Annotated in this window: 22 protein-coding genes; 14 read left to right on the top strand and 8 right to left on the bottom strand. The window is 47.4% G+C overall.

The genetic code is table 11. From position 1 onward, the window contains the following. Nucleotides 1-38 precede the first annotated feature (38 nt). From MA_RS13015 to MA_RS12995, 5 genes are all read left to right on the top strand, one after another. Nucleotides 39-1,601 carry an MFS transporter gene (locus MA_RS13015; RefSeq protein WP_048065424.1) on the top strand — a complete coding sequence of 521 codons (1,563 nt, stop codon included), beginning with the start codon at nucleotides 39-41 and terminating at the stop codon, nucleotides 1,599-1,601. An 80-nt stretch (nucleotides 1,602-1,681) separates the two neighbouring features. Beyond that, nucleotides 1,682-2,689 (top strand): polyphosphate kinase 2 family protein, encoded by a 1,008-nt coding sequence (locus tag MA_RS13010; RefSeq protein WP_011022473.1) that lies wholly within the window; start codon nucleotides 1,682-1,684, stop codon nucleotides 2,687-2,689. A gap of 78 nt (nucleotides 2,690-2,767) precedes the next feature. Next, nucleotides 2,768-5,611, top strand: a complete 2,844-nt coding sequence (locus tag MA_RS13005) for a cation-translocating P-type ATPase (protein ID WP_011022472.1) — start codon at nucleotides 2,768-2,770, stop codon at nucleotides 5,609-5,611. A gap of 133 nt (nucleotides 5,612-5,744) precedes the next feature. Next, entirely contained in the window at nucleotides 5,745-6,293 is a 549-nt protein-coding gene (locus MA_RS13000; RefSeq protein WP_011022471.1) for a rhodanese-like domain-containing protein, read from the top strand. A gap of 460 nt (nucleotides 6,294-6,753) precedes the next feature. Beyond that, the gene (locus MA_RS12995; protein WP_048066364.1) at nucleotides 6,754-7,581 is read left to right on the top strand and encodes a helix-turn-helix transcriptional regulator; all 828 of its coding nucleotides are present in this window, start codon (nucleotides 6,754-6,756) and stop codon (nucleotides 7,579-7,581) included. Between the two features lie 562 nt (nucleotides 7,582-8,143). Here the strand turns inward: MA_RS12995 and MA_RS12990 are convergent. From MA_RS12990 to MA_RS12975, 4 genes are all read right to left on the bottom strand, one after another. Then, complete coding sequence (locus MA_RS12990; protein WP_011022469.1) at nucleotides 8,144-8,734, bottom strand: FumA C-terminus/TtdB family hydratase beta subunit; 591 nt, start codon at nucleotides 8,732-8,734, stop codon at nucleotides 8,144-8,146. Further along, nucleotides 8,734-9,576: a fumarate hydratase gene (locus MA_RS12985; protein WP_048065423.1), complete on the bottom strand. Its 843-nt coding sequence runs from the start codon at nucleotides 9,574-9,576 to the stop codon at nucleotides 8,734-8,736. Before MA_RS12985 ends, MA_RS12990 begins: the two co-directional genes overlap by 1 nt. A 205-nt stretch (nucleotides 9,577-9,781) precedes the next feature. Further along, entirely contained in the window at nucleotides 9,782-10,573 is a 792-nt protein-coding gene (locus tag MA_RS12980; protein ID WP_048065422.1) for a DUF169 domain-containing protein, read from the bottom strand. Between the two features lie 94 nt (nucleotides 10,574-10,667). Next, a complete protein-coding gene (locus MA_RS12975) occupies nucleotides 10,668-11,339 on the bottom strand; it encodes a flavodoxin family protein (RefSeq protein WP_011022466.1) in 672 nt (223 codons plus the stop codon). A 305-nt stretch (nucleotides 11,340-11,644) separates the two neighbouring features. Between MA_RS12975 and MA_RS12970 the strand changes: the two genes are divergently transcribed. Continuing rightward, on the top strand, nucleotides 11,645-12,949 hold the full coding sequence (locus MA_RS12970; protein WP_011022465.1) for an ISNCY-like element ISMac19 family transposase: 1,305 nt from the start codon (nucleotides 11,645-11,647) through the stop codon (nucleotides 12,947-12,949). A gap of 253 nt (nucleotides 12,950-13,202) precedes the next feature. Here the strand turns inward: MA_RS12970 and MA_RS12965 are convergent, their stop codons facing one another. Next, nucleotides 13,203-13,853 carry a TetR/AcrR family transcriptional regulator gene (locus MA_RS12965; protein ID WP_011022464.1) on the bottom strand — a complete coding sequence of 217 codons (651 nt, stop codon included), beginning with the start codon at nucleotides 13,851-13,853 and terminating at the stop codon, nucleotides 13,203-13,205. Between the two features lie 483 nt (nucleotides 13,854-14,336). Beyond that, the gene (locus tag MA_RS25580) at nucleotides 14,337-15,527 is read right to left on the bottom strand and encodes a transposase (protein WP_011022463.1); all 1,191 of its coding nucleotides are present in this window, start codon (nucleotides 15,525-15,527) and stop codon (nucleotides 14,337-14,339) included. 111 nt (nucleotides 15,528-15,638) lie between these two features. Between MA_RS25580 and MA_RS12955 the strand changes: the two genes are divergently transcribed. The 4 genes from MA_RS12955 to MA_RS12940 all read left to right on the top strand — a co-directional run bounded on the left by MA_RS12955 (nucleotide 15,639) and on the right by MA_RS12940 (nucleotide 20,023). Next, nucleotides 15,639-16,808: a hypothetical protein gene (locus MA_RS12955; protein ID WP_011022462.1), complete on the top strand. Its 1,170-nt coding sequence runs from the start codon at nucleotides 15,639-15,641 to the stop codon at nucleotides 16,806-16,808. A 5-nt stretch (nucleotides 16,809-16,813) separates the two neighbouring features. Further along, nucleotides 16,814-17,983, top strand: a complete 1,170-nt coding sequence (locus tag MA_RS12950) for an ABC transporter permease (RefSeq protein WP_048066363.1) — start codon at nucleotides 16,814-16,816, stop codon at nucleotides 17,981-17,983. Between the two features lie 99 nt (nucleotides 17,984-18,082). Next, a complete protein-coding gene (locus MA_RS12945) occupies nucleotides 18,083-19,252 on the top strand; it encodes an ABC transporter permease (protein WP_011022460.1) in 1,170 nt (389 codons plus the stop codon). 87 nt (nucleotides 19,253-19,339) lie between these two features. Continuing rightward, nucleotides 19,340-20,023: an ABC transporter ATP-binding protein gene (locus MA_RS12940; protein ID WP_048065420.1), complete on the top strand. Its 684-nt coding sequence runs from the start codon at nucleotides 19,340-19,342 to the stop codon at nucleotides 20,021-20,023. Here MA_RS12940 and MA_RS12935 read toward each other — a convergent pair. Beyond that, on the bottom strand, nucleotides 20,017-20,196 hold the full coding sequence (locus MA_RS12935; RefSeq protein WP_048065419.1) for a hypothetical protein: 180 nt from the start codon (nucleotides 20,194-20,196) through the stop codon (nucleotides 20,017-20,019). The two genes, MA_RS12940 and MA_RS12935, sit on opposite strands and share 7 nt — an antisense overlap. A gap of 564 nt (nucleotides 20,197-20,760) precedes the next feature. Here MA_RS12935 and MA_RS12925 point away from each other — a divergent pair. Genes MA_RS12925 through MA_RS12915 form a run of 3 tightly spaced genes read left to right on the top strand, consistent with a single transcriptional unit; the run spans nucleotide 20,761 to nucleotide 24,280 of the window. Further along, a complete protein-coding gene (locus MA_RS12925) occupies nucleotides 20,761-22,377 on the top strand; it encodes an ABC transporter substrate-binding protein (RefSeq protein WP_048065417.1) in 1,617 nt (538 codons plus the stop codon). A 56-nt stretch (nucleotides 22,378-22,433) separates the two neighbouring features. Continuing rightward, nucleotides 22,434-23,279 carry a class I SAM-dependent methyltransferase gene (locus tag MA_RS12920; RefSeq protein ID WP_048065416.1) on the top strand — a complete coding sequence of 282 codons (846 nt, stop codon included), beginning with the start codon at nucleotides 22,434-22,436 and terminating at the stop codon, nucleotides 23,277-23,279. Continuing rightward, nucleotides 23,276-24,280 (top strand): ABC transporter permease, encoded by a 1,005-nt coding sequence (locus MA_RS12915; protein ID WP_011022455.1) that lies wholly within the window; start codon nucleotides 23,276-23,278, stop codon nucleotides 24,278-24,280. Before MA_RS12920 ends, MA_RS12915 begins: the two co-directional genes overlap by 4 nt. Nucleotides 24,281-24,310: 30 nt before the next feature. On the opposite strand, the gene MA_RS12910 is transcribed toward MA_RS12915, so the two are convergent. After that, on the bottom strand, nucleotides 24,311-24,634 hold the full coding sequence (locus MA_RS12910) for a hypothetical protein (RefSeq protein ID WP_048065415.1): 324 nt from the start codon (nucleotides 24,632-24,634) through the stop codon (nucleotides 24,311-24,313). A gap of 376 nt (nucleotides 24,635-25,010) precedes the next feature. Between MA_RS12910 and MA_RS12905 the strand changes: the two genes are divergently transcribed. After that, on the top strand, nucleotides 25,011-26,618 hold the full coding sequence (locus MA_RS12905; RefSeq protein ID WP_011022453.1) for an ABC transporter substrate-binding protein: 1,608 nt from the start codon (nucleotides 25,011-25,013) through the stop codon (nucleotides 26,616-26,618). Nucleotides 26,619-26,655: the final 37 nt, after the last annotated feature.

Below are 26,655 nucleotides of genomic sequence, written 5' to 3'. Positions count from 1 at the left end.
TCGAGAGAAAGACCGTACTTGTTGCACTAGTGCTTGCAATGTTCGTGCTCGTTATTGATACCACAATCATGAACGTTTCGATTTCAGCACTTATAAGTGACTTCAATACGAACGTAACTACCGTCCAGGGCGCTATTACTCTGTATGCGCTTGTTATGGCATCCTTTATGATCACAGGGGGCAAAATCGGAGATATCATTGGGAGAAAACGAGCATTCAGGCTCGGACTGGTGATATACGGGGTGGGGTCACTCCTGACGGCGATCAGCCCGACAATAGGTGTACTGTTTGTGGGCTGGTCGATCCTTGAAGGACTGGGGGCAACCCTTGTCATGCCTGCCATCCAGACTCTCGTGACCTCAAACTACGAAGGGGAAGATCGCGCCATTGCTTATGGGATAATTGGGGGAATCGTTGCAAGCGGAATTGCTCTTGGCCCTATCATAGGAGGCTGGCTCACAACCGCATACACCTGGCGGCTTGCCTTTGCTGGAGAGGTGGTGATAGTGATCATTGTCCTGGCTTTAAGCCGCGCTATCCTGGATGCGCCTCTTAAGGCCGGAGAAGAACCGAAGCTGGATGTAATCGGGTCTATTCTCTCCGCGCTGGGAATGGGACTTATCGTTTTTGGTATATTGATGGCAGGGACCTACGGCTGGTGGAAGGCACGCCAGACTTTTTCAATAGCAGGGATTGAAATTTCCCCGTTCGGCCTTTCCCCAACTCCCGTATTCATTGCAGCAGGAGTCGTTATCCTGCTTGGTTTTGCCGCCTGGGAACGCCATCTCATTAGCAGCGGGGGAATGCCGCTCGTAAGGCTCGACGTGCTCAGGGACCGCAGGGTCACATCGGGAATTCTCACCCAGATGGTCCAGACCCTCCTTTTCGGAGGTTTCCTGTTCAGCATGGCTCTCTTTCTTCAGATCGTCCTGGGCTTAAACGCGATGCAGACCGGCTTTGTCTACCTGCCTCTTTCCATACCGCTTTTGATAGCCTCACTAACGGCATCCCGGCTCTCCATCTTCATTGCCTCGAAGCGCATCATCCAGGCCGGACTGGTCATACTTCTCGCGGGTCTTTTTCTGGCTATCGCAACTATTGACGTAGAGGTAAGAGGACTTGGCCTTATGACCGGCTTTGCCCTGATAGGTATAGGCGGGGGGCTTATAGCATCCCAGGTGATGAACCTCGTGCTTTCCCAGGTAACTCCCGAAAGGACAAGCGAGACGGCTGCCCTGATGGGCACTTCCCAGAACCTTGGCATGGCCATCGGGACTGCGCTTATGGGCTCTCTTCTGGTTGCGGGCCTGGCAGTCGGAGCCATTACCTTAATCGACGACAGTACTGCCATTCCGGAGGATCTCAAGCCCGACCTGGTATCTGCGGTAGAAGAGAATGTGCAGTTTTTGAGCAACGAGGAACTGCAGACCGCCCTGGAAGGTGTCCCCTCTGACCTTGCAGCGGAAATCCTGAGAATCAACGAAATCGCTCGCATTAAGGGGATAAGAACTTCCCTCCTGGGGCTGGTGCTTGTTACAATATTCGGCATATTCGTCTCGGCATTCCTGCCGCCTGAAATCCTGGTCTCTAAAAAAGAATGAGGCATCAAACACACCCAGATGATAGGAAATTCGACAGGTCTTGAATGTTCAATACAAGGAACGAATAGGGGAATCAAAATATGGCAACCAAAATTGAAGATGCGGAAACCAGAATTGAAGATGCGGAAACCAGAATTGAAGATGTGGAAGCCAGAATTGAAGCATTGATGGAATTCATGAGGGTCCCGCCCGGCAGGAAGATCAACCTGAGGAAGGACTATGATCCCGGTTTCACCGGCAGATGGATGAAGAAAGCGGAGGCAAAAGAGATCCTGGCCAGAGGTATCCAGATGCTCGCCGAGATGCAGGACAAGCTCTGGGCCCAGAACCAGTATGCACTGCTTATGGTCCTTCAGGCCCTCGATGCAGCCGGCAAGGACGGCACCATCAAGCACGTCATGTCGGGGGTCAACCCGCAGGGGGTCGATGTCTACAGTTTCAAGGCGCCTTCCGGCGAAGAACGGGACCACGATTATATGTGGCGAAACTTCAAGGTCCTGCCCGCTCGCGGTGACATCGGGATTTTCAACCGTTCCTACTATGAAGAAGTCCTTGTTGTGCGCGTGCATCCCGAGATCCTCGCCGGCCAGCAGCTCCCGCCCGCATTGAAGGACAGGGATATCTGGAAACGGCGCTTCGAAGAGATCAACAACTTCGAGAAGTACCTGGTCGACAACGGCATCATTGTCGTCAAGTTCTTCCTCTACGTGTCCAAAGAAGCCCAGAAGAAGCGTTTCCTGAAGCGGACCATGTTGCCTGAGAAGAACTGGAAGTTCTCTGCAGCTGACATAAAAGAGCGGGCCCATTGGGACGATTATATCGACGCCTACGAAGACATGTTCAACCATACAAGTACTGAGTGGGCACCCTGGTATATCGTACCTGCCGATCATAAGTGGTTCACACGGCTGGCCGTTGCTGCCGTACTATACAGCACTATGAAAAAACTCGACCTGGCCTATCCTACAGTCAGTGAGCAGCAGAAACAGGCTTTGCTTGTGGCTAAAGAAGAGCTCGAGAACGAGGACGGGGGTCGGAAGGATAAAGCTGTCGTAAAGGCCAAAGCGAAAGGCAAGAAGAACAGGTAAGACCACGCCTGAAAGCAGGGCAACTCAAACCGGAGGACATCAAAACCTCCATACTTTTAGAACTCAAGGAGATGGAACATGTCATCCAATCAAACAGAATCGCCTGGTCCGGCCCAGATGGCGTCAGATGTCGAATGGTACGCACTTACGCCCGCAGAAATCGCCAGCCGGCTTCAGGTCGATCCGGACAGGGGCCTGAATGCGGCTGAGGCTCAGCAGCGTTTGCAGAAGTATGGCCCGAATCACCTGGTGGAGATGAATAAAGAGCCGGGCTGGCAGGCGTTCCTGCGGCAGTACAAAGACCTGATGCAGATCATCCTGCTGGCGGCAGCGCTCATCAACCAGATATTCACAGATAAGTGGGGGACCACGCTGGTTCTGGTGGGTCTGACTGTCTTCAATGCGATGCTGGGCCTGCGCGGCGAATCCAAGGCTGCTGCCAGCCTGGCGGCGCTAGCCGGGACGATGAAAAACATCACTCATGTGCGCCGGGATGGTGTGACGCAGGAAGTAGATATCGCGCAGGTGGTGCCAGGCGATGTCGTGTTAATGGAAGCGGGTGATGTAGTCCCTGCTGACGGACGCCTGTTTGTGACGGCAACACTGGAAATCGAGGAAGCGGCTCTGACAGGCGAAAGCGTTGCTTCGGCCAAGAATAGCGAGGTCATCGACGGAGCCGAGGTGCCCCTGGGTGACCGCCACAACATGGCTTATATGAACACTTCAGTCACCCGTGGTCGAGGCGAGATGATCGTCACCACCACCGGCATGGGCACCGAAATGGGCCACATCGCTGACCTGCTCAACAAAACCAAAGCGGATAAGACGCCATTACAGAAGCAGCTCGACCGGCTGACAATGATCATTGCAGGGCTGGCAGGTCTTGCTTTTATCCTGATGGTCATAATGGGACTCCGCAACGGACAGCCCCTGGACTCCATCTTCATCGCCGGTGTGGCTCTGGCTATCGCAGCTATCCCCACAGGCCTGCCGGCTGTGGTCATCACCATGTATTCCATGGGTACGCGGGAACTGGCGGCCCAGAATGCCATTGTCAAACGGCTGCCATCGGTGGAGACGCTTGGTTCGGTCTCGGCCATCTGCACGGACAAGACCGGCACGCTGACACTTAACAAGATGACAGCGGTAGAGTTCACTATCCCCGGCCAGAACCGCTACCATGTGACAGGTGAAGGCTACGGCATCACAGGAGAGTTGAAACTGACCAGGGGTATTCAGCCCGGCCAGCCTTGGCAGAAGAATACGGCGCCTTACAGCACCGAGGGTAAGATACAGAGTGCAGGTGGGAAAAGGATCGACCTTGATCAGGTCTTGCTGCCCATGGCACTGTGTGCAGACGCGCGGCTGGACGGCGAAACCCTGATTGGCGACCCCACCGAGGGTGCTCTGATCGTGCTGGCTGAGAAGGGAGGCATCCATGTTGACAGCGCAAGAGAGATGTTCCCCCGTGTTGCCGAGGTGCCGTTTGATGCCGAATATAAGTTCATGGCGACCTTCCACAACATGACCGATGAGCAGGGAAAGCCGGTTGTGCGTTGCTGCGTCAAGGGAGCGCCTGACGTGTTGATCGCCCGTGGTGGATATTACTGGATTCCGGGTGGAGAGCCATTCGCAGTAACCGACGAAAATCGTCATCTGGCACTGGCCGAAAACGACCGTATGGCAGCTGCCGGGGAGCGGGTAATGGTCGTGGCACGCCGGGACTTCGATCCGGCAACTTTCGACCCGAAAAGTAATCTGCTCGACCTGGTGCAGGATCTGACCCTTCTAGCGATGGTTGGGATAGTCGATCCGCCGCGAGGCGAGGCAAAGGATGCGATTGCCAGCTGCCACAGTGCCGGCATCCAGGTACGTATGATCACTGGCGACCATGCGGTGACAGCTGCCGCCATAGGCAACGAACTGGGCATTGAAGGCCAGGCTTTGACAGGGGCAGAATTTGCCGCCATTCCTGATGAGCAGTTGAAGCCACAGCTGGATCAGATCGGTGTGGTGGCTCGCGTGACCCCGGAGGACAAAATTCGGCTGGTGACCCTGCTCCAGCAGAAAGACAACATCGTAGCGATGACCGGTGATGGGGTTAACGATGCCCCTGCGCTGAAGAAAGCTGACATCGGCGTGGCCATGGGCGTTACCGGCACCGAAGTCTCTAAGGATGCAGCGGTGATGATCCTGACCGACGACAACTTCGCCACCATCGTCAAGGCAGTGGAGTACGGCCGGCACATCTACAATAACCTGTTCAACTTTGTCCGCTTCCAGATGGGACAGCTGGTGGCGTACATCGCATGCTACCTGCTGGCTGCGTTCTTCTTCGTACTCGGGGGAACCCCGTTTGCAGCACTCGTTGTCCTGTTTCTGAACTTCCTGATCTCGGTCCCGGTGGCTATGGCGCTTGGATTTGACAAGCCAACCACAGGCCTGATGAAGAAGAAACCACGGCCGCTGAAACAACCCCTCCTATCAACTTCACAATGGATACGCATCGCTTTCCTCGGCATCCTGATGGCTATCGCCACGGTCTATCTGGAGGCTATCTTCGAAGCAGCCGGCGCAGTCACGGCGGCTACTATGGGTTTTGTGGCTTTCGCCTTACTCAGCATCTCCAGGGGACTCAGCGTTCGCAGCGAGACCGAGACCGCCTTTGACCGGGACATTATCCGTGATCGAAACCAGCTGCAACTCTATGGCATGGCGTTGTTGATAACCATCCTGGCGACCGAGCTCGGCTTCCTGCAGCGCCTCCTTGGCCTGACCTCCCTGAGCGGGCACCAGTGGCGGATTTGCATCGCCGCTGCCATCGCCCTGCTGCTCGTTGATGAGCTCATCAAGTTCTTCATGCGCAGAAGCCACAAGCATGATACATTAGCTCCTGTTGCCGCAGCGCCAGCCCATACATAAGCGGAAACATCCAGGCAAAAACATCTGAAATCATTGTGATACGCCCGCAATTACCGGGGTGAATCTCCAGGATGTAGTTGGAATGTGAGAATGAATCAATTTGAGTGTGAATCAATTTGAGTGGAGGAATTAGTTGAATAAACAATACTTGCCAGGTTTTGCAATTCTTATTGCGCTTCTCATAATTGCCCCGGGCATTGCAGAAGCGGTATCTGAGACTGATTATACTGAGACTGATTATACTGAGATTGATTATACTGAGACTGATTATACTACTTCAGTTGGGTACCAGAATATTACGCCCTGTGTTGCCAGTGAGATACTCGAACAAAAATGTGTGTTCATTCTGGACGTTCGTACCCCTGCTGAATACAAGCACGGGCATATAGGAGGAGCAAAACTGATCCCATTAAAAAATGTGCCAGCATATGATCCAGTTAATTTATCCGATAGCCAGCTATTGCCGAATAGAATAAATGAATTACCAAAAAATAAAGATATAAAAGTATTCGTTTATTGTAAAGCAGGAAACAGAGGCGCTGCTGCAAGCCAGTTGATAGCAGATTCGGGTTACAAAAATGTGTATAACATTCAGGGTGGTATAGATTCATGGGTAAATGGAGGGTGTCCAATTGTATTTGACCCTACAGAATGGACAGCTAGTTATCCTTCAAATCTATGACGCAAAGGAGGTATGTAAGTTGGTGAACTACCGCTAAACTAAAGATTCAGCGGCTTCCTGAATCCTCCTCCCAGCCAATGTTGACGAGTCATACAGGCTCTGCCCCTCGTTCCAAAGGTAAAACAGAGTATGAACGTGAGATTATACTTGAGATGCTTTCCAGCTTCTGGTTTTCTCCGGCTTGACGTTCCCGATCCCTTCAGGTATGAGGATACCCTGTTATCCAACTCCTCAGCTTGGTTTTCGCATTTTGGTTGTGGTGACAGTATCGAATATTATAATATAGTTAAGAATACAAGCTTATTTGCAGAAGCAATATCAGGAGAATGTTGAGAAGTTGACGCTTATCCTCCTGAACTTAAAAACTCAGGGTTTTGCGCTTCTTCATATGAACCAATTTATACCGGCACTATAATTGCTGAAGAAAAGATATATATCCGTAGCTTCTGCAGTAAAATTGATGAGCTCTTCTCTGGTCACAGTCTTTCTGCCTTCCAAGAAGACAGATCTGTTCTTGTTTTTAAAAGAAAAACCCGGGACAGTCGAAGAAATAAACTCCGAACTTGGAATCGGTCCGGATGCAATCCTTTCCCGGCTCAAAAGGCTGGAAGAAAACGGGCTTGTGGTTCAACAGGGCAATCTATACAGCCTTTCCCTTACAGGAAAAATTCTTGTCCGAAGAATGGAATCGCTTGTTAAAGCTTTCAGGCTGCTTGAAGACGATTACGATTACTGCCCTGGAGTTAAACCCGGAGGAATCCCTCCTGTTTTTTTCAAGCTAATGGAAGAACTTATAGTCTGTTTCCCGGCGCTCTGTCACGGTGATGATGTTTCTTCGATGTACAGGGAAGTGACCGAAGCTTTTTGCAGCTCAAAACAGCTTCTCCTCATCATCTCATGCCTCCACATGAGCTACTCGGGTATCTGTGCGGAGCACGCAAAAAAAGGACTGAAGGTCTCAGTGATACTTACTCGGCTAATCTTTGAAAAACTCGCAGAAGAGTTTAAAGAAGACCTTGACACCCTCCTTCTTCTTGAAAACTCAGAGATGTATATACTGGGTAATGATTTTAATCCTCCTACGGTTGCTGTAACCGATACAATGGTCCTTATATACTTTTCATCCGGAAAAATGGACGACAGTGAGGACAATAGTATGGTCGTTTTCGGAGAAAAAGCTGTACGGTGGGGAAAAGAACTTTTTGAACACTTCAGGGTGCTGGCTGAACCTCTGGGGCCTGATCCATCAAAGCGATTATACCTTGAGGGCCGCAGAGGCGAAGGTTAAGAGGACAAAAGCTTTTCTAAAAGCACCTGTCCCACCTGAGTTTATTTTCGGCAGCATATGTCTGTTTCGCAGCTCTCAAGCGGAATAAATTAAGATTTTCCTTCCCCGTACAACCTTATTCGCTTTATTGTGTCGTTCGTGTTCCGCTCGACGAAGGAGAGCGGTCTGTCTCAAAAAGGCAAAAAGAGAGACAAAAGAACCTAAAAGTAGGAAAAGAGGAAAACAAGAAAAGTTACAGCTACCGAATACGCTTGTGAGGAAGTAAGAGAACCTGAAAGGCAAACAGTAAGAAATTTCGGTCTTTATTTTCCTATCATTTCTTCTTTTTATGAATTTTGGGAAGGGCCGCCAGGCAAGCTGGCGGATAAGTCTGATATTTAACTTTGATTAACAAATGGTTTTCAGGGTAGAGAAATTATTTTTCAGGTACTAGCGGGGAATGCAAGTACAAACTGAAAAGATTTCAGATAACTGGTGCAGGCCGGAAAATTGCACTACCTTCAGGACTGTACTACCTGAAGATTGCTTCATCTGAGGACTGCACTACCTTAAACGTTGATTTTTACTTCTGCATTCCTTCATACACTTTCTCAGCTTTTTCCCTGACCTCTGCAAAAATATCTTTCCCTTTTGCATCGATTCCTACTATGAGAGGCCCGAACTCCTGCACCCTGAGTACCCAGACAGCCTCAGGCATGCCAAGGTCAAGCCAGTGGACGGTTTTTACCTCTTTTATAAGTTCGGCGGCAAGGGCTGCGCATCCTCCTGTATATGCAAGGTAGACGCATCTGTTTTTTAACGCATCTGAGACCCCTTTCATCCCACCTTTTCCGATAATCGCCCTAACTTCATGTGCTTTCAGGAGAGGAGGAGTCATTTTTGACATCCTGCCGCTGGTTGTGGGACCTGCTGACACTACTTTCCATTCCTCCTTTTCGCCGTTTCCTGTCTTTTGCATAAGGGGGCCACAGTGGTAGATAACTGCCCCTGTAAGGGAGAACGGAAGTTCTTCTCCTTTTTCTTTCATTTCAAGAATTCTTGCATGGGCTTCGTCCCGGGCTGTCAGGATCTCTCCTGAGATATAAACAATGTCTCCGGCATTGAGTTTCTTGATATCCTCAATCTTCAGCGGGGTCTGCAGGTGGTACTCCATTATTCTTCACCCCCGAAAACGACGGAAGCATGCCTGTTCGCCCAGCACTGGATGTTTATGGCAACAGGCAGGGAAGCCGTATGGCAATGTGCGGTTTTCACATGCACGGCAAGGGCGGTTGTGCTGCCTCCAAGTCCCATACAGCCGATTCCAAGGGCGTTTACTGCTTCCAGGATTTCCTTTTCAAACTCGTTCATGGGGGTGTCAAGGGGTTCTAGCAGGGCTTCTTTTGCAAGCCTTGCGGCTTTGTCAAAGGACCCTCCTATCCCTATGCCAAGCGTCAGGGGAGGACAGGGCATCCCGCCTGCGTTAATCACCGTTTCGAGCACGAAGTTTTTGATACTACCGGTTTCGGTCGGGTTTAGCATCCGAAGAGCACTCATGTTTTCCGAACCCGCACCTTTAGGGGCAACTGTGACTCTGAGCTCTTTTCCGGGCACGAGTTTCCAGTGAATATCCGGGATTCCTGCGCCGGTATTATCTCCGCTGTTTTTTCGGGTCAGGGGGTCCACGGCATTCGGGCGGAGGGGGATTTCCCGGGTCGCAAGGACGGCAGCTTCCCGGATTGCGGCTTCAAGGTCAAAGCCCGGTTGAAGCTCTGTCCCGAGTTCGACAAAAAAGATCATAATGCCTGTGTCCTGGCACATGGGAACTCCATGATTTTTTGCAAGCTCGATGTTTTTAAGGATTGCCCGGAGCTGGGACTTTGCAACCGGTTTTTCTTCCCGGGCTTCGGCTTTCCTGAGGGTTTCGACCACATCGTCGGGAAGCTCGATTTCCGCTTTTCTGAGAAGGTCTGCAATAGAACGGATAAAGGTTTCACGGTTTAGTTTTGAAGACAAAAAGACCACCAAAATGGCTAAAATGGATTGATGATAGTTAGAAGACGGGTGTAAGATAAACGGAAAATAATTGCAGGAGAAGGAATTTTGGTTCCAAACGCCTGACGAATAGATCTCTGGCTTTCTGAGAATTGGGTTCTTTAATTAAATAATTTCTTTTCCTCCGTATATGCTAGGATACTTTATTTCGAGACATGCTTTATTCTCATTTTGGCAGATCCGTAACAGGAAGCTTTATGCTAATACGCTTCTCAGGATACGCTATCCTGCTCCGTTTGCAGATAAAGGAATCTCCCAGGTCGGCTGCCATCTGCTGCACGAGCCCTGCAGGGATTCCCATAATCATTAACTCGGGTGGAAGCCAGGAGTTTCCTGTAGGATCTACAGGTCCGACATAAGCAGAGTCCGCAGGTGCATTTTCTGCCATTCCTGCCGGAAAAGCGATCATCGTAGCACAGACAGGCCCTCCGGGTATTATTGTCCTGAAGAAAGGGTCGGAGTTACTGAACTGCGCCAGCCCGCAGAGGTTTCGGATCTGTTCACTGCCTGCGAACAGGATAAAGGCGCTGGCAGTCTCAGGTGCAATCTCATCAGTACACGGCGCGATAACTGTGTATTTGCTGTGAGGAGTAATTTTCCCGGCACGTTCTTTCTGCTCATCGAAAAGTTCCGGGGTTGCTTTTAAATGTTCAGCAGCTCCACCCCGGAAGTCCGGTGTGCCTACGGTTACGAAGTACTTCAGCTTCGGGTGCGGTTCAGCAAGCCCCATCCACGTAAGCCCGCCGGGACAGCATTGCTCATGGCTTGCCTCAATGTAAAGAGCAGGTGTCTCTTCAAAGAGGGCAGAAGTGTATATTGCCTTTGCTACACAGCGGTCTACCGCGTACGATGGTACTGCTCCCTTCGGGATCTCATCCGTGCCGTAGACGCACAGAGGGCGCAGTTTCAGCCTTCCGGCTTCGGTAAGCTTTTTCCCAAGCTCTTCAACGCTTAACATTGCAGCTTCCCCCAGGTACAACCTTTAGAATCTCATCTTTGGAATCTTATCTTGAAAATCCTGTTCTTTGATCAATACAGCCTCTTCGAAAATTTCACACTTTCATCCAGCCCTTTTCAATCCAGTAATCGCAATTATGCGTCCATTGTTCTTTGTTGGCAAGGATAACATACTTGAAGTGTTCTCTCCATGCCTCATGTACAGCTTCCTGTTCAGGATATTTTCTCTTTTCTTTTATCGCTTCAACTAGGTCTTTTCCCTTATCACGCGATTTTTCAATAGCTACCTCCATTGCTTCAGGTCCCCGTGCTACCGCACAGCCCACTCCTCCGATAGAGTTCCCTCCGCAGTGTAGCATAAAATTATCCATAATACCCAAGACAAAATCGAGTTCATCACTGCCAGCAGTTGTTAAGGAAAGGCCGCATTTTCCATCAAAGAGCTGTTCGTGAATGACAAGCGGACTTCTGTCAAAGACTGTCTTGAGCTGGGCTGTCACGTTTGTTATGTAGTTAGGGCTGCTCCAGATTATACCATCAGCATCCAGCAGCTTTTCCAGCACACCGTTATAGTCATCTTTTATTGAGCAGACGCCTGTTTCCTGGCATTTGTTACATGCTGTGCAGTATTTGACCTTCAGTTTTGCAACGTCGATGGATTCAACTTCTGCTCCTGCTTTTTCAGCCCCTTCCAGGGCTGCATCCAGCAGTTTTAAGGTATTGCTGTTCTTGCCTCTCGGGCTTGATGATATTCCGACTATTTTCATGGTTACCTTCTTTGAATTTTACAATTCTTTTGCAAAATAACAGAGTATTGTATTTAATTAAAACTTTATTATCCTCCCGGATTGGGGAATTACCGGTTACAGCAATTCAAAGATTCGTCCTCTACCTGTGAGCTATTCGGGATTAATCGTTATTTGATAATCCCCAATCGGAAAATTCACTATCGAATTTTTATAGAGAATAACTTCCGGCGACTCAGTCCCAAAATCTAGTGATAAAAGTAAGTGTAACATCACTACACAAAATTATAATCCTATAATTATGTAATGATGTTACGGCAGAAGCAATGGTGACTATAAATCTTACACTTAATAACTTTTCTGAGCTCCATGCTCTCTTAGACGTTTTTGGTTGTTTTGGAAACGATTATGAATATACTACACGAGGAATTTTTCGTAGAAAAATTCCTCCCGTCTGTTCAATTTGTAATACTCCAATGGTTCATAATGGCTATAATCCCCATACCAAAGACGGTCTTGGGGAAATCAACATTGGTCGGTATAAATGCTCAAACTGTGGTAGTACACACGAAGAAGATTATAGTTTTTGGGAAGATATGAAGACTTTACTTTTTGATACATTCAATGATTTTTTCCAGTTACTCAGATACCATAACGTTTCATATGATGGAATTTCTGATCTAATGGATTTCATATATCCAAGATCAAGAAGCACGATTTTTAGAGCATTCTACAAAGAAATGGAACAGGAAACTATTCCATATTCAGAAAATATACATATGGTGCATTATGACGAACAACATCCAAAAGAAGGAAGATGTCAGAAATACCGTTTAACTTTACTGGATGCAAAAGCTCAAAGAACGATAGCAGATGAACTTTTCAAAGATAAGAGTCCAGAAACCATCAAGGAATTTCTAAAGAAAAATCTTGATGCATCAGAGCCAGTGTTTATCGTTACGGATTTTGATAAGAGATACCCTGATATATTAAAGGAAATTTTTAGGGATAAGTTAGTCCATCAATATTGTTTGATGCATTTAAATAAGCTTATTGTTAATGATTTTCCAAAGAACACAACGATAGAACAGGAACTTTTGAAGTACAGGTTATTAAGTATATTTTATAATAGAGAGAATGAGATTAAATTTCTGCAAAAACTTCAATCTGAAGAACTCAACGTAATTAATAACAAAGAAAAGCATCAAGAATGGATTAAAAAAGCAAAAAAGGAATTTTGCCAGTATAGACATAAATTAAAGCTTGAAATCAGAAGAAAAAAGGAAAATCTTCCACGTAATAGTCTTGAAAAAGCAAAATATAACTTTGATAAATTAATGGAAAATATAAGAATATATGATGAAAAGGTTCAAAAACGATTGTGGATGATCAATAAACACTGGTTAAATCTTACTTTGTTCCATTATCTTCCAGGAGCGCCAGCGACAAATAACCCTATCGAAAGCTATTATTCAAAAAGTCTAAAAACGGATAACAAGAAGAAGTTTAGAACTGACAAAGGAATTGAAAATCGGATTAAACTTACTCAGATGAGAAGATTAAATTTACTTAAGAAACCACAAAAGTCATTTATGGAATTGTTCAGATTATTTTCTCCATTTAAGCTTTAGTAATATCTATTTTTGAGAGAGTAGTTCAGAATGACATAGCGGAGCGTGTCGATTTTAGTCAATAGGTTCAGTGAAAAATTACAGAAGTAAAAGAATTCTTTGGCAGAAATGCCAAAAAAATTGTTTCTCAAGGGTTATATTACAGTTTATTTAGGAAGTTAGCAGAGAAATTGAAGTTTAAAGGATGGAAAAAAATGAGAAATCACTAAATTATGGAATTGTGTCCTTCCGGCTGGCTTGAGCCGGAAAAAGTTCATGGTGCCTGATAGCCCCATATCTTCAAGGAGAGGTCTACCATCATGTCCGTTAGGGCTTCTTCGCTTATGAGAGGCAGAGAGTAGATAACATTGGAGAGAATGGTGCCTTCTACTGTGATTCCCCAGTACATGAAGAGTTTTAGAGGATCTTTATTTCCTACCTCAACGCCATTGAAACGACAGAAAAATTCGGATACGGCTTTGTAATCTTTAATGTCTATGTTTTTGACTTCAGCCATGATTTCGCTATCGCAAAGTGCGGCCATGATCAATGCTTTTATCAAAGAACTATTATCCTTATAGAATTGCTGCATATTTTTTATGACATCCCTTATGTAACCCGGAAAATCATTAAAATCAATAGTTTCCGGCTGTTTTATCCTCAATATCTCGTCCATGTATCTATAACTGATTTCTTTAAGGACGTCAAATTTGCCGCCCGGGAAATATTTATAGATCAGCCCTATGCTCACACCGGCAGCCTCAGCTATGTCCCGGATGGTCACCTTATCATAACCAACAGTCTCGATCAGCATAAGTGTGGCATCCTGTATAGAGTTTATTTTTGCTTCTTTATCCCGTTTGACACTCATTTTATCGCCTTTGGTGCTCTTTTTAGCCAGAATTAAATCCTCATAAGTGAACATTGTTCAAAAGCTTTATTAATAAGTTGTATGTATTACTTTCTCTTAAGTGAACATTGTTCAATAGCTCTGATAATAAGCTGTATTCATTAAATCCAGTAAAACTCATGTATAGCTCAGAAAATAATTAAAAGTCTTTGAGACCAAAACAATCTTTTTGTCATCGAATCGGAGTCTTTTTAATTTTTTCTGGTTTTTCTTCAATTTCAAGACAACCACAAAATTTCATCCCAATTTGAGCAAATCAATTCACTCATTTAAAAATGTTGATTCATTTACACAAGCATTCACCAAAATTTTCCAAATTGTGGAACTATTTTTGTGGGAATTTCCGACAGCTACAGCTATAAGCCATCAAGTTTAAGAACTAATTATTCTCCAATTCTAGCATTATCCATATTGGAATCTTGCTCTCATTAAAGGTGAGAAACCTTTCCATTTTCCAGTGCTGAAACACCGTTTGTTGAAAAAAGTAAATAGATTGTATCAAAAATTAGTTAGTCCATTATCGGTTTTGAATGACCTTACTTTGTCTACTATATCACATATCAAAGAAAATATTTGTTCCATTGTATTATCTGTCTCAGGTGTAAAACCTTTTTTCAAGAAGCTCACATTCTTGCTGAAAATCTCTTCGGCATAAGAAATCGCTTTATGAGACGCTTCAGAAAGTTCAAGATCAGAGTTAAATTCTCGTATCTTCTGAATATGCGCAACAGCACTGATAACCGTATCAGAAAGTATCAATTGAGATATCTCATTGTAGGTAATCTTATCGTTATCTGGAATCTCTTCAACAGAACTGAATTCCTCATAATACCTCTTACTAACGTTTTTTAATTGATGAAACACACAAAAAGAATGAGTCACTTCAGGAAAGACCATTTTTACGGCTCCAATGATCGCTTTATCCTCATCAGAAACAATCTTTTTGATTTTATCTTCAGGAAATCGGTTCTTTATTCGTATAAAAAGAGGCATCAGAGCCTCAATTGTTGGTAACCTCTCAGTTACTTCAAAATCTAAAATGACCTTCTCTTTGGTAGCAACAACGTAAACAGATTTATATCGCATTTTTTTCCATTCTTTCTTTGTGAGTTTCGTTCCAATAAATTCTTCAAGCTTTTTTTTCCATCCATTCTTGATCCAATTCCCATCAACATACAATGTTTCTTCAAAGCTAACTCCTTGGTTCAAAAGTTCTTGCTTTGAAAGTTTTGCTAGTTTCTGTTCATATAACCACAATGAAGTGGGACAAGGAGCTCTTCCACAGACATTTATTACTCCTTCTGTATATGTTTCCCCAATTCGCCGAGAATTGTGCAGACTGCATCGTCCATCGTATCTGACATTTATTTGTGTATCATAATATTCAGAACTGTAATTTGCAGAACCCTGAACACCAATAACCCGATCATGATAATGTTTCTTACAAGTGGGACAAAGCCAGTATGTAACATTGAGAGATATAGTGCCGTAACGTGATATAATAAAACGAGTGTGATGAGAGTTAACATGTAATTTACTTCCACAACTATCACACTGAGTAGGGGAGAATATAGAGAACATAGGATAGTATCGATTTTCAACCAAAACTTTTGGCAAAGGAATTATTATTTTGCCGTCAACTATCGTTTTTATCATTGATTTATCTATTGCAATGTTTCCTTTTCCCATAAATAGAAAAAATATATCAATATAATTAAAATTTTATTGTTTTGCACGATATAGAGGGAAAACGAAAAACCAGAAAATAATAAAAAGTCTCTCGAATCGGGAAAAAAGACCATGAAAGCCTTGCTTTTCGTACTCGTATTATTTCTTATATCAGTTCTCCCGGCCTCTGCAGCAAATACCTCCCAGGCCAACGGAACAGCTCCAACCCGCATAGCCGAACTTTACAGTGATATCGAGTCTTTTGATGTAACACTTTACTCAATCCAGCCAGAAGAGAATCTGACCCTGGAGGTATCTCTGATCAGGTCGGAAAATGGAAACAAAGAGGTCATTGCCACGCAGGAATTCTCGACTGGCAGTTTGCCTGCAAACACGAGAGTCACGAAAGTTGGTTTATGGGATGTAAGGAACGCCGAACGCGGGGCTTATACTCTGAGAGCAAGGCTTCTGGAACAGGGGCAGATACTTTCAGAATCGGAGTATGATTTTGTTTACGGCGGCAACTCCGCGTCCAGACTCCGGGTCGATGATCTCATCCCCAACTCCGAAGGGATAACTGTCATACTCTCCCCCAATCAGGCTTCACTTTTTGATCTCGAATACATGCTTGTAGACGGACATGATGTCCTTTCCAGTACAAAAACCGAAAAGGCATCCCTGACCAGCATTCCGGAAGCCTTTTCTGCATCATGGGAGACCCTCCTCGAAAACAATAGAGAATATACAGGGAGGGTGAAAGTCCGGGTTTACTCCCCAAATAGGGGGTTTATCGCATCAACGGAGAATTTCACTGCCAGAGACGATGCAAAGATTACTGATATTTATGAAGATGAGACTGGAGCAAGTGCAACTGTTTTAGGGCGTTCCCAGGTGCCTTTTGAAGGAAGCCTGGCCTTTTCTGTATACAAACTGAACGAAAATTTCGGAACCGGAAACGCCATCCCGATCGAATCTGTCCAGGAAAGGGTTCCAGTGCTACTGAATAATGACGATGAGACCGTTGAAATTGCCTGGAGCCAGAAACTTCCTGAAGGAGTCTACAGGCTTGAGATAGAGCTTCTGGGAAATAACGGAGACGTTATTGAGCACAGGGAAACTGTTATCGAGTCCGATCTCTCCCTGGCTTCCAGTCTTAGCTCGGTAAACAATTCTACTTCAGAAACAGAGGCTTCAAGTGGAAAGAGAACTCCCGGTTTTTCCGCATCTTCTTTAATTTCAGGGCTTGTTGCTGTTTTTGTCCTTTTTAAGGAGGCAAAGTTGAAACAAAACACAAGGCTGTGAACCCCATGCGTTATGAACTCTTTATCGCACTCAGGCAGATTTGGGCGAGAAAGGTCCAGACCTTACTCTCGGTAGGAGCTATAGCTCTGGCAGTAATGGTGCTCACGGTTTCTCAGGCCGTTATGGTTGGGTTTACTGGCGAGCTCTATAACACTACCGTAAATAAACTTCCTCATGTTTCGGTATCTCCAGAGGAAGGCGAGGATTATATTTACCTTTACAGGACCCTTATCGAGGATATCAGCAAAATTGAAGGGGTTACTGCCATTTCTCCCTTTCTTGCAGGAAAAGCTTCCTTCAGATTCAAGACGAATTCCCTTAATGCTGAGCTAAAAGGCGTAATTCCTTTAGAGGAAAATGAAATCAGCTCTATTGAATCCGATATGGTGGAAGGCGATTTCAGAGAGCTTGAGTTTTCCAGAAATACCGTGGTAATCGGCTCTAAACTTGCAGATAAACTCGAGGTTAATCTGGGGGAATCGGTCGATGTGTCTTTCCCCAATGCAAAATCTCTTTCTTTGAGGGTGGTCGGAATCTTCCATACCGGGTCTTCTCTGGACGAGTCCCTGACTTATACGTCCCTGGACACTGCGCAGGAGTTTTATGATGTTCCTGATGTGATTAACGGAATCTCTGTCCGGCTTGCGGATTTTAACAGGGACAGGGAAGTTGCTGCAGAGATAAGAAAAACTGGTTATAAAGTAAAAGGGTGGACAGAATCAAATCCGGAAATCCTTCGTACTATTGCGATCGAAAGCACTTCAAATAACGTTACCCTTGGCCTGATTGTGGTTATTGCTTCTTTTGGCGTGATCAGCACCCTGAACCTTTCGGTTATCAGTGCAACAAGCCAGATAGGCATGCTCCGCGCTATGGGCGCCAGGGTTTCAAGTATCCGAAAAATCTTCATTCTTCAGAGCGGCATTCTGGGTTTGCTGGGAGCTCTTGGAGGTACTCTTACAGGAGTTGCAATATCCCTGGCAATAGGCCAGTATGAAATTCCGGGCGCCTCCTCCGAACTCTACGGGGGTCTTACAACCATCCCCATAGTAGTCCGCATCGGGGATATCCTGCTCATTATTCTTGCTGTTTTCCTGCTGAACCTGATTGCCGGAATTTATCCTGCCCAGCAGGCAGCTAAATTGGATCCTGTGAAGGCGATCAGTTCAAAGTGAGTACGGATTCAAAGTGAGAACAGATTTAATATTTTGGAAATCGTGAAATTCCCTGATGACTAAAACCCTGATGCGTATCATACCTGGGAGTTTATTAGGATGTATGAACTGAAAATCGCTTTGAGGCAAGTTTTTTCCAGAAGAAGGCAAACCTTTTTTGCCATACTTGCTGTTGCCCTGGCAGTTACCGTGATCACGGTAATGATGGCAATGCTTTCTGGTTTTCAGGATGAACTTGTAACCTCAAGCATCGAAAATAATCCCCATATTGTTATCAATCCTCAAGACGAGGAAGAAGAGTTCATCCACCTTTACAGGTATACGTCTGACCTAATTGCTGAAAAGGAAGGAGTTATAGCTGTATCCCCCAAATATCTGGGTCAGGTGGCCCTGGAATATCGGGATAATGCCGAAGGGGTTTCCCTTCAGGGGGTTGATCCTATGGCTGAAGAGAACGTTATGAGGGTGAGCGAGGATGTTATAGAAGGGGACTTCATGACTCTTGTTCATACAAGATATGGGATCCTGCTTGGGGACCAGCTTGCGGAGAACCTTGAGGTTCATGTAGGAGACAGGGTAGACGCTGTTTTTCCGGGTTCTCAAACAACTTCTTTTAAGGTCGTGGGCCTGATTAATACCGGAACTGCTGAAGATGAGGTAACAGCCTATGCAAGGCTGGATTCTGTGCAGGATTTTTTTAACGAACCAGGCGTTGTGAGCACTATAGGCGTCAGGGTTGTAGACCCCTACCAGGCAGACATTATTGCAGGTTCGATTGAAAGAGAAACTGGACTTGATGCCGTAAGCTGGATTGAAGAAAATGCTGAAATTCTCAACCTCTTGGAAACCCAGACGGTTTTTGTAAATATTTTCTACTTCCTGATTTATGGGATTGCAGGTTTCGGGATTGCAAATACCCTGATCACCATCGTTGCCCAGAGGACCAGGGAAATAGGTATCTTGAAGGCGATGGGGGCTTCTCAAAAGAGCATAATGTTTGTCTTTCTATTCCAGTCCATGATCCTTGGAGCCATAGGCCTTATCCTCGGTACAATTCTCGGTTATATTGTGACCGTTGGCCTGCAGAGCTATGAAATAGAGGTACCCCAGGAGATGTATTTCGGGCTTCAGACCCTTCCCCTTGAGATCGAACCGCTTAACTTTGTGTATGCTGCTTTCTTTGCCTTTATTATCAATATAATCTCAGGAATCTACCCTGCGCGGAAAGCTGCAAAACTTGACCCTGTAAAAGCTATTGAAAGCGCCTGAATGTAATAACCATCAAAATACAGCAGATACAGCAGATTAAACACTTATTGTCTAAATATACAAATTTTAATGAGGCATCGGAAAAGCATGACAGAAGAAAGCCCAATTATAGAGCTTAAAAATCTGACAAAAACCTATAAAAATGGAGTGGAATTTCACGCGCTCGACAGTGTAAATCTGAAAATTGAGAGAGGGGAATTCGCAGCAATTGTCGGGCCATCGGGTTCAGGCAAAAGCACACTTATGCATCTAATAGGCTTGCTGGACACTCCGAGTTCAGGCACCCTCCTGATAGACAGGAATGATGTGACAAAAATGTCGGACAAAGAACTTTCCGAGATGAGAAACAGGACTCTTGGTTTTGTCTTCCAGTACCACCACCTGCTGCCGGATTTCACAGCCCTGGAAAATGTAATGATGCCACTTTTGATTTCTGGAAAAAATCGGAAAGAAGCAACAGAAATTGCCGAAGAGCTTCTGAAGAAGGTAAGGCTTGAAGACCGGATGGATCACAGGCCTGGTGAACTTTCAGGAGGGCAGAACCAGAGGGTTGCAATAGCAAGAGCGTTGAGCTGTTCTCCTGCAATCGTGCTCGGGGACGAACCTACAGGCAACCTTGATACAAAAACGGGCGACATGATCTACGAACTGCTCAGGCAGCTAAACAGAGAGTATAATCAGACATTTATCGTAGTTACTCATAACGAGAACCTGGCTTTAAAAGCTGATAAAATTATCAGGCTTGTAGACGGGAAAATTACGGTTCAGTAAGGAGAAAATACAGAGCACGCAAAAGGAAGAAACACATCCCTATCCCTATAGATTTTTTCAACTCCACGTACTTTTTTTGGCACTCCGGCAGCGTGGAAGTTCTTCCTTTTCTCCCGCAGATCGGCAAGCTGCTTGCCGATCCAGTCCAGACCATCGGTGGGAGAGGGATGCAAGCCTCGTACTCGTGCGGTCTAAGGCTCCCATATTTTCGGACAAAGGAGCGAGGTCAATTTTTTTTCCAGGCTTCTTCAAACCATTGCCAGCTCGGTCATGAAGCTTACGAGTGGCGAGCCTTGCGGCTGGTTCGCCCGAAAGCCAGTTTTATGGCAGGCTTTGCCGGCGTTTCCATGAGCTTCACCGGGCTTTTGGCAGCGGTAGCGTACCATGTCTCTTTCGAGTATTTCCTCGCAGTTCTCATCTTGTTCCCATGTCATCGGGTCTGAACGGCGCCCTCCGCAGTGCTAGCCGAAGGTGGGCGAAGCAAAGGGCTGAAGTCTAAAACACGCTCAGGAATGGCAATAACCCCGGTTACTTGATCGGCCCTACGGTCGGAGGCATCATCGCTGTGATGAGCTGGGCGAACTTCCCTCCATATTCTGAATATTGTCGAATTAATACATATTTAGTAACACAAAATTATTAAATAGTAATATATCGTAAAGCAATCAGTATTAATTAATAGACATATGGATGTTGACGGTTCGTTATTCCATAAGTCATGACATTGAGGTATGTTGATGAGGCACATGACAAAGCTATTGATGATTACTGTTCTGGTTGTTTATCTCTTGTTATCAGGATGCATACAGCCGTCAGCAAATACGATGGAGCCACCGACCTCTGCGGAGGATAACCAGGTCCAGAAACTGGTCATCGGAACCACCAACAAGGTGGAAGACACGAACATTAACGATTACTGCTTTGGGATTTTCTTACGTCAAATGTCCCATCAGGCGTTGGTGACTATCTCCGCGGACGGGGATATCGTGCCCGAGCTTGCCACATCATGGAACACCTCGGACCTGAAAACCTGGACGTTCCACCTAGTCGACAACGCCACGTGGCACGATGGCAAGCCGTTGACAGCGCAGGACATCAAGTTCACCATGGACTACCGAAAAAAGAATGATCCAAACTGGAAATCGGTATTTGGCGATCTTCTTTCGGTAGAAGCTCCCGACAACCGGACGGTAATCATGACTCTGGACAAGCCAGACTTCAACTTTCTCATGAACCTTGCTGTTTACCGGATATTGCCCGAACATGTCTACAAGAAAGTCGAGGACCCTAAGAAGTTCAATACTCCGGACGCATGGATCGGCACCGGCCCTTATGTGCTCAAAAGTTTTGACAAGGCCACCGGCCTTCTGCACTTCGAGGCTTACGACCAGTACTGGGGTTCGGCTCCAGCCATTGATCAGATCGATATACGCTACTTCGCCAACACAGATACCATGATACTTGCGTTCCAGAAGGGAGAGATCGACGTCCCGTACGCCTACGCGACGGGTTTCAGCCCTTTCTATATGCCCAAGCTGCTCAACGATGAAGATATTGGCATAATGATCCAGAAGAACGGTGGCATCACTAACGTGCTCTGGTTCAACGAGAACAAGACATACTTCGACAGTAAGGTCTTCCGGCAGGCCGTCAGCTATGCGATCGACTACGAAGAGATGAAGAATATCTTTACGGCGGGCTACGGCTCGATTCCCGATGCAGGTCTGGTACCCCAGGGCACTCTCTACTACAAAGAGACAAGAACACTTGCCTATGACGTGAACAAATCAAGAGACCTTCTGGACGCGGCCGGTTTCAAGGACACGGACGGTGACGGGTTCCGCGAGGCTCTAGGCGGCAAAAAGTTCCAGCCGGTGCTTTCGACGCGCAGTGATATGGCAGACAACGTCCGGGCTGTCGAGATGCTGAAGAAGTACCTGAACGCAGTCGGCATCGATGTACAGCTCAAGGTCATGGACCGTACGTCCTTTAGTAATTCCCTTGACTTCGACAAGACGCATGAGATGGCGCTAACTCGGACAACGTATTGGGGCATGCAGATGTGTGCGGGTTACGGGTCGGGTTACATCGACCAGCGTTTCTATGGCTGGTCAATGGTTAACGACTCGAAGTTCCAGACCATCGTGGACCAGCTCACGTCGACCATCGACAAGGACAAGCGCAAAGCCCTGGCCGGTCAGATTCAGGACTACTATGCCGATGAGATGCCGGCGATTGCCGTGTACAACATGGACATCATACAGCCGTACAACAAGAACTATGCGGGATGGGTCTACAACCCGTACAACGGTGTCCTGAACTACGACACGCTATTTAGCCTGCATAAAGTATGAACTCCCCCTTTTCAGGGGCATTTTTTTATTATCCTTTGTCCGATCGCGGAGGCTCTATGAATAAAACAAAATGGGAAATAGCGTGGGATGAGGCCCGGCTGAAATCACCGGGAAGGGTCAGGATGCAGAATGAGGCTGCATGGGCAGGCTACTGGGATGAGGTCGCAGACGAGTACCTGTGCGATGTGATCGCGGGAGAGCCCGTGTACAGGGCCATCATCAGTTATCTGACGAGACAGGGTGCATTCAGGGATAGTGACCGTGTGCTGGACGTCGGCTGCGGCCCTGGGACTTATGCCCTGATATTTGCCGAACGGGCGCGACAAGTCGATGCCCTTGACTCATCGGCCGCCATGCTGGCCGCGATGTCGAGGGAAGCGTCGCACAGGGGTCTGGCCAAGCTCCGGCCATTGCAGGTAAAGTGGGAAGAGCTCGTGCCGGAAGGCAGATACGACCTCGCTTTTTCGGCCATGTCTCCCGCGGTAAAGGATGCGCCTACGCTCCGGAAGCTGGAAGCGTGCTCCTCCCGGAGCTGCTGTCTGGTCACCTACGGGGAGAATCCGGACTACGGACCAATTAATGATCTCTGGAAGGCGGTCATCGGTAAACGGCCGGCGACCAATGCATTTCATTACGTTTATCCATACAACTTGTTGCGGGAAATTGACAGAAAGCCTGTGCTGGAGATGTTCGAGCTGGAGCGCGCAAAACATGTACCTGTGGACCGGCTGGTCAGGCAGCATGTCACCTATTTCGGCATCTTCACTGCGATCGATTCCCGCAGTGAGCGCCTGATCCGTGAATATTTCGAATCCCGGTCTGATGCGGGCTTATTCGAGGTAAAGACACACGTCAGGCTGGCAGCTATCTGCTGGGATGTGCCAGGAAGGGCCGGGACATGAGCCAAGCTAAGGGGCAGGCGCGCTTTTTTGCTGACAAGGCGCTACGGTATGGCATCACAATAGTGATCATTCTCACCATTAACTTTGCCATTCCCCGCGCCATGCTTGGCGACCCTATGATCAATCTGCTGGGCGACGAAGCGGTCCGCATCGACAGGCAAATGCTGGACGAGCTGCGGGCGCAGTACGGCCTCGATCGGCCTATCCAGGAGCAATACATTGAGTACATGCTGGGCGCAGGCCGCCTGGACTTCGGCTATTCCATCCACAAGAACCTGAAGGTAACCGACCTCATCTCCGACCGGCTCTTCTGGACTCTAGTACTCGTCTTCCCGTCGGTTGTCATCGGGGGACTGCTTGCCCTGGTTCTGGGAGCCATCGCCGGGTTCAGGTACGGGAGCAAAATCGATAGACTGCTCACCGGGACTTCGATATTCATGTACACCTGTCCCTCGTTCTTGTTCGCTATGGTCGTCGTGACAATCTTCAGCTTCCACCTGGGATGGTTCCCGCTGGGCAGTATATCCTCAGGCAAAACCCAGGGCTTTGCCTACCTGTTGGATGTCGGATGGCACCTGTTCCTCCCGATCACCATTCTGGCGGTCTTTGAGGCGGCATACATTTTCCTGGTCATCCGCAACTCGATCACCCAGATAATAGATGAGTACTTCATTTTCGTAGCGAAGGCTAAAGGCCTGCCGGCACGGACCATTGAGCTCCGCCACGTTATGCGGAACGTGCTTCCCCAGTTCATCAGTATCATGGCCCTGAATTTCGGGTTCATGGTGAGCGGAGCTCTGATAATAGAGATCGTATTTTCTTTAAACGGCATGGGCACGCTTATATATGACGCGGTTATGTCGCGAGACTACCCGGTCCTGCAAGGGGCATTCGTCTTCCTGACGATCTTTGTTCTGGCCGCCAATTTCCTGGCAGACGTGCTATACGGCCTCGCCGATCCGAGGATAAGCGATGCGAGCAGAGGCGGGAGCCTGGTCTGAATCGCGGAACCAGTCTTCGACAATTGCCTTCTAGTTTTTCGGGTAATACCTAGAGACCTGCCACGGGCCGGCCAATCCGAGAACAGAGGGAGTCAAAAATAAGTCGGCAACGGGCGGATCGCAGGCACCTCTCTCCCCTGTACGGATCTCATGCTCCCGAACTTCCAGCCGGGCGAAACGGACCACCATCTGCTGAGTCCACATCAGCAGGGGAACGGCAACGAGAACCGATGCCAGGATAATCCCGGCCAGCCGCCAGGCGACCGTGAGCAAGACCAGCAACAGTATGCCCGGCATCACTATCGAGCAGATGAACCGGGGGAATATGATCCTGGTCAGCAGCGCCAGCTCCATGATCCCGGAACGATCGAAAGGAACGGCGAGTAGTTCACGATCACGAGGTATATGATGACGAAGGGCATCAAGCCCAGTACCTCACTTACGATCGGACATACCACGGAGGTGATGACGTATCATTTTTTTTCGTCAAGCTCCACCAGCCAGATAGTATTATCCAGGTCAGACATATAAAAATATTAACAAGTATGATGAAATATGAATAATTCTTAATAATTTAACATAAAAAATTAAATAATTACAATATTTTACTAATTATTGTTACAAAAGAAAAATTATTAATACGATCAACCATAACTGCAAATAGTATCAAGCTTTACGTTCGCTTTACAATCTGCCGGAAGACCGTTATAGATACGGGGGAGGGCATGAGATGAGACAAAAGACGATATTCGTAGTTTTATGCTTATTGATACTGAGCCTAATCGTTGCAGGTTGTACAGGTACGAAGGGCACCGATTCGAAGCCTATCGAGACGACGACGAAACTGGTAATCGGCACGACGCTGATCCCCGCAGACATCAACCTCGGGGATACCAACTTCGGCGTTTTCACCGAATTGTTATGCCGCCCGAGCCTGATCACCGTCAACGAGAAGGGTGAGATCATGCCGTTTCTCGCCGACTCGTGGGAAAATATAAACGGGACGACCTGGACGTTCCATCTCAACAAGAGTGCCGTCTGGGAAGACGGAGTACCGATCACCGCAGAGGATGTCAAGTTCATGATGGAATACCGGGTGGCGAAACACCCGACATTTAGCGCATCATGGTCTTACGTGGATTCAGTGGACACTCCCGACGACCACACAGTGGTGATCAAGCTCAATGGGCCATTCAAGAGCTTCCTGGAAGATATGGAATCGCCCGTCATCCCGAAGCACGTGTTCCAGAGCATCGATGATCCGCTGAAGTACGCCGACAAACTGGCATCATTGAGCGGCGGGCCGTTTTCGTTCGTAAACTTTGACAAGCAGGCAGGCGTCCTGACGTATAAGGTCAACGACAATTACTGGGGCAAAAAGCCCAACGTCGATGTTATAGAGATCAGGACCTACAAGACCAAGGACGTCATGATGTTGGCGCTACAGAACGGAGAAATCGACCTGCCGTACATCTATGGTGGCAACATCGACTACTATTACCTCTCCAATATTTTGTCCAATAAGAACCTGAAAGTGGACATATATAGCCCGCCGGCAGTCGCCAAGGTTATCTATTTCAATAACAACCGGACCCCATACAGCAGCGCAGATCTGAGGATCGCGTTGAGCTACGCCATCGACTATAGCGAGATCAACCGGCTCATCAATGGAGGTTTCGGCGAGGTGGCCGACGCCGGCTTCATCCCGGCCAGCGCACCCAACCACATCGAGACGCGGAAGATGGCGTTCGACAAGGACAAGTCGATTGCCATGCTGGACGCCCTTGGGTACAAGGACACCGACGGGGACGGATTCCGCGAAATGCCCGATGGCAAGAAGTTCCAGCCGAAAATATTGATGGGGCCGGAGGACACCTCGAGTGACAACTACCGGATCGGCCAGCTGCTGAAGAAGTACTTCAACAATGTCGGGATCGACATCAAACTAGTGTACCTCGACAACCCGACAAAGTGGGACCTGGTTGAAACCAAGGAGGACTTCGATCTCTGGCTGGGAGAAGCGAGGACCTGGATGCTGACCGACTACGCCGGCTACTGGACCGGAGCTTTCGACGCCCGGAGCTGGGGCTGGGCAGCGGTGACCGATCCAGAATACACGACCATGGTCGATGAGCTGATTAAAACGAACGACCAGGCAGGCACAGCGAAGATACTCGCGGACATGCAGCATTATTACGCCGACAAACTGCCGTCACTGCCGCTGTACACGAGAAATGAGATCCAGCCTTATTCGAACGAGTACGAGGGATGGAAATACCACTACATCTGGGGCATCTTCAACCTCGAGACGATGTACAGCATCAACCAGACGAAATGAACGGTCCCTCAAGGAGCCTTTTTCTTTTTCCCGGTGG

It is taken from the genome of Methanosarcina acetivorans C2A (genome assembly GCF_000007345.1).
In the GTDB taxonomy this organism is placed as follows: domain Archaea; phylum Halobacteriota; class Methanosarcinia; order Methanosarcinales; family Methanosarcinaceae; genus Methanosarcina; species Methanosarcina acetivorans.
This window is presented reverse-complemented; position numbering and strand designations above follow the sequence as displayed.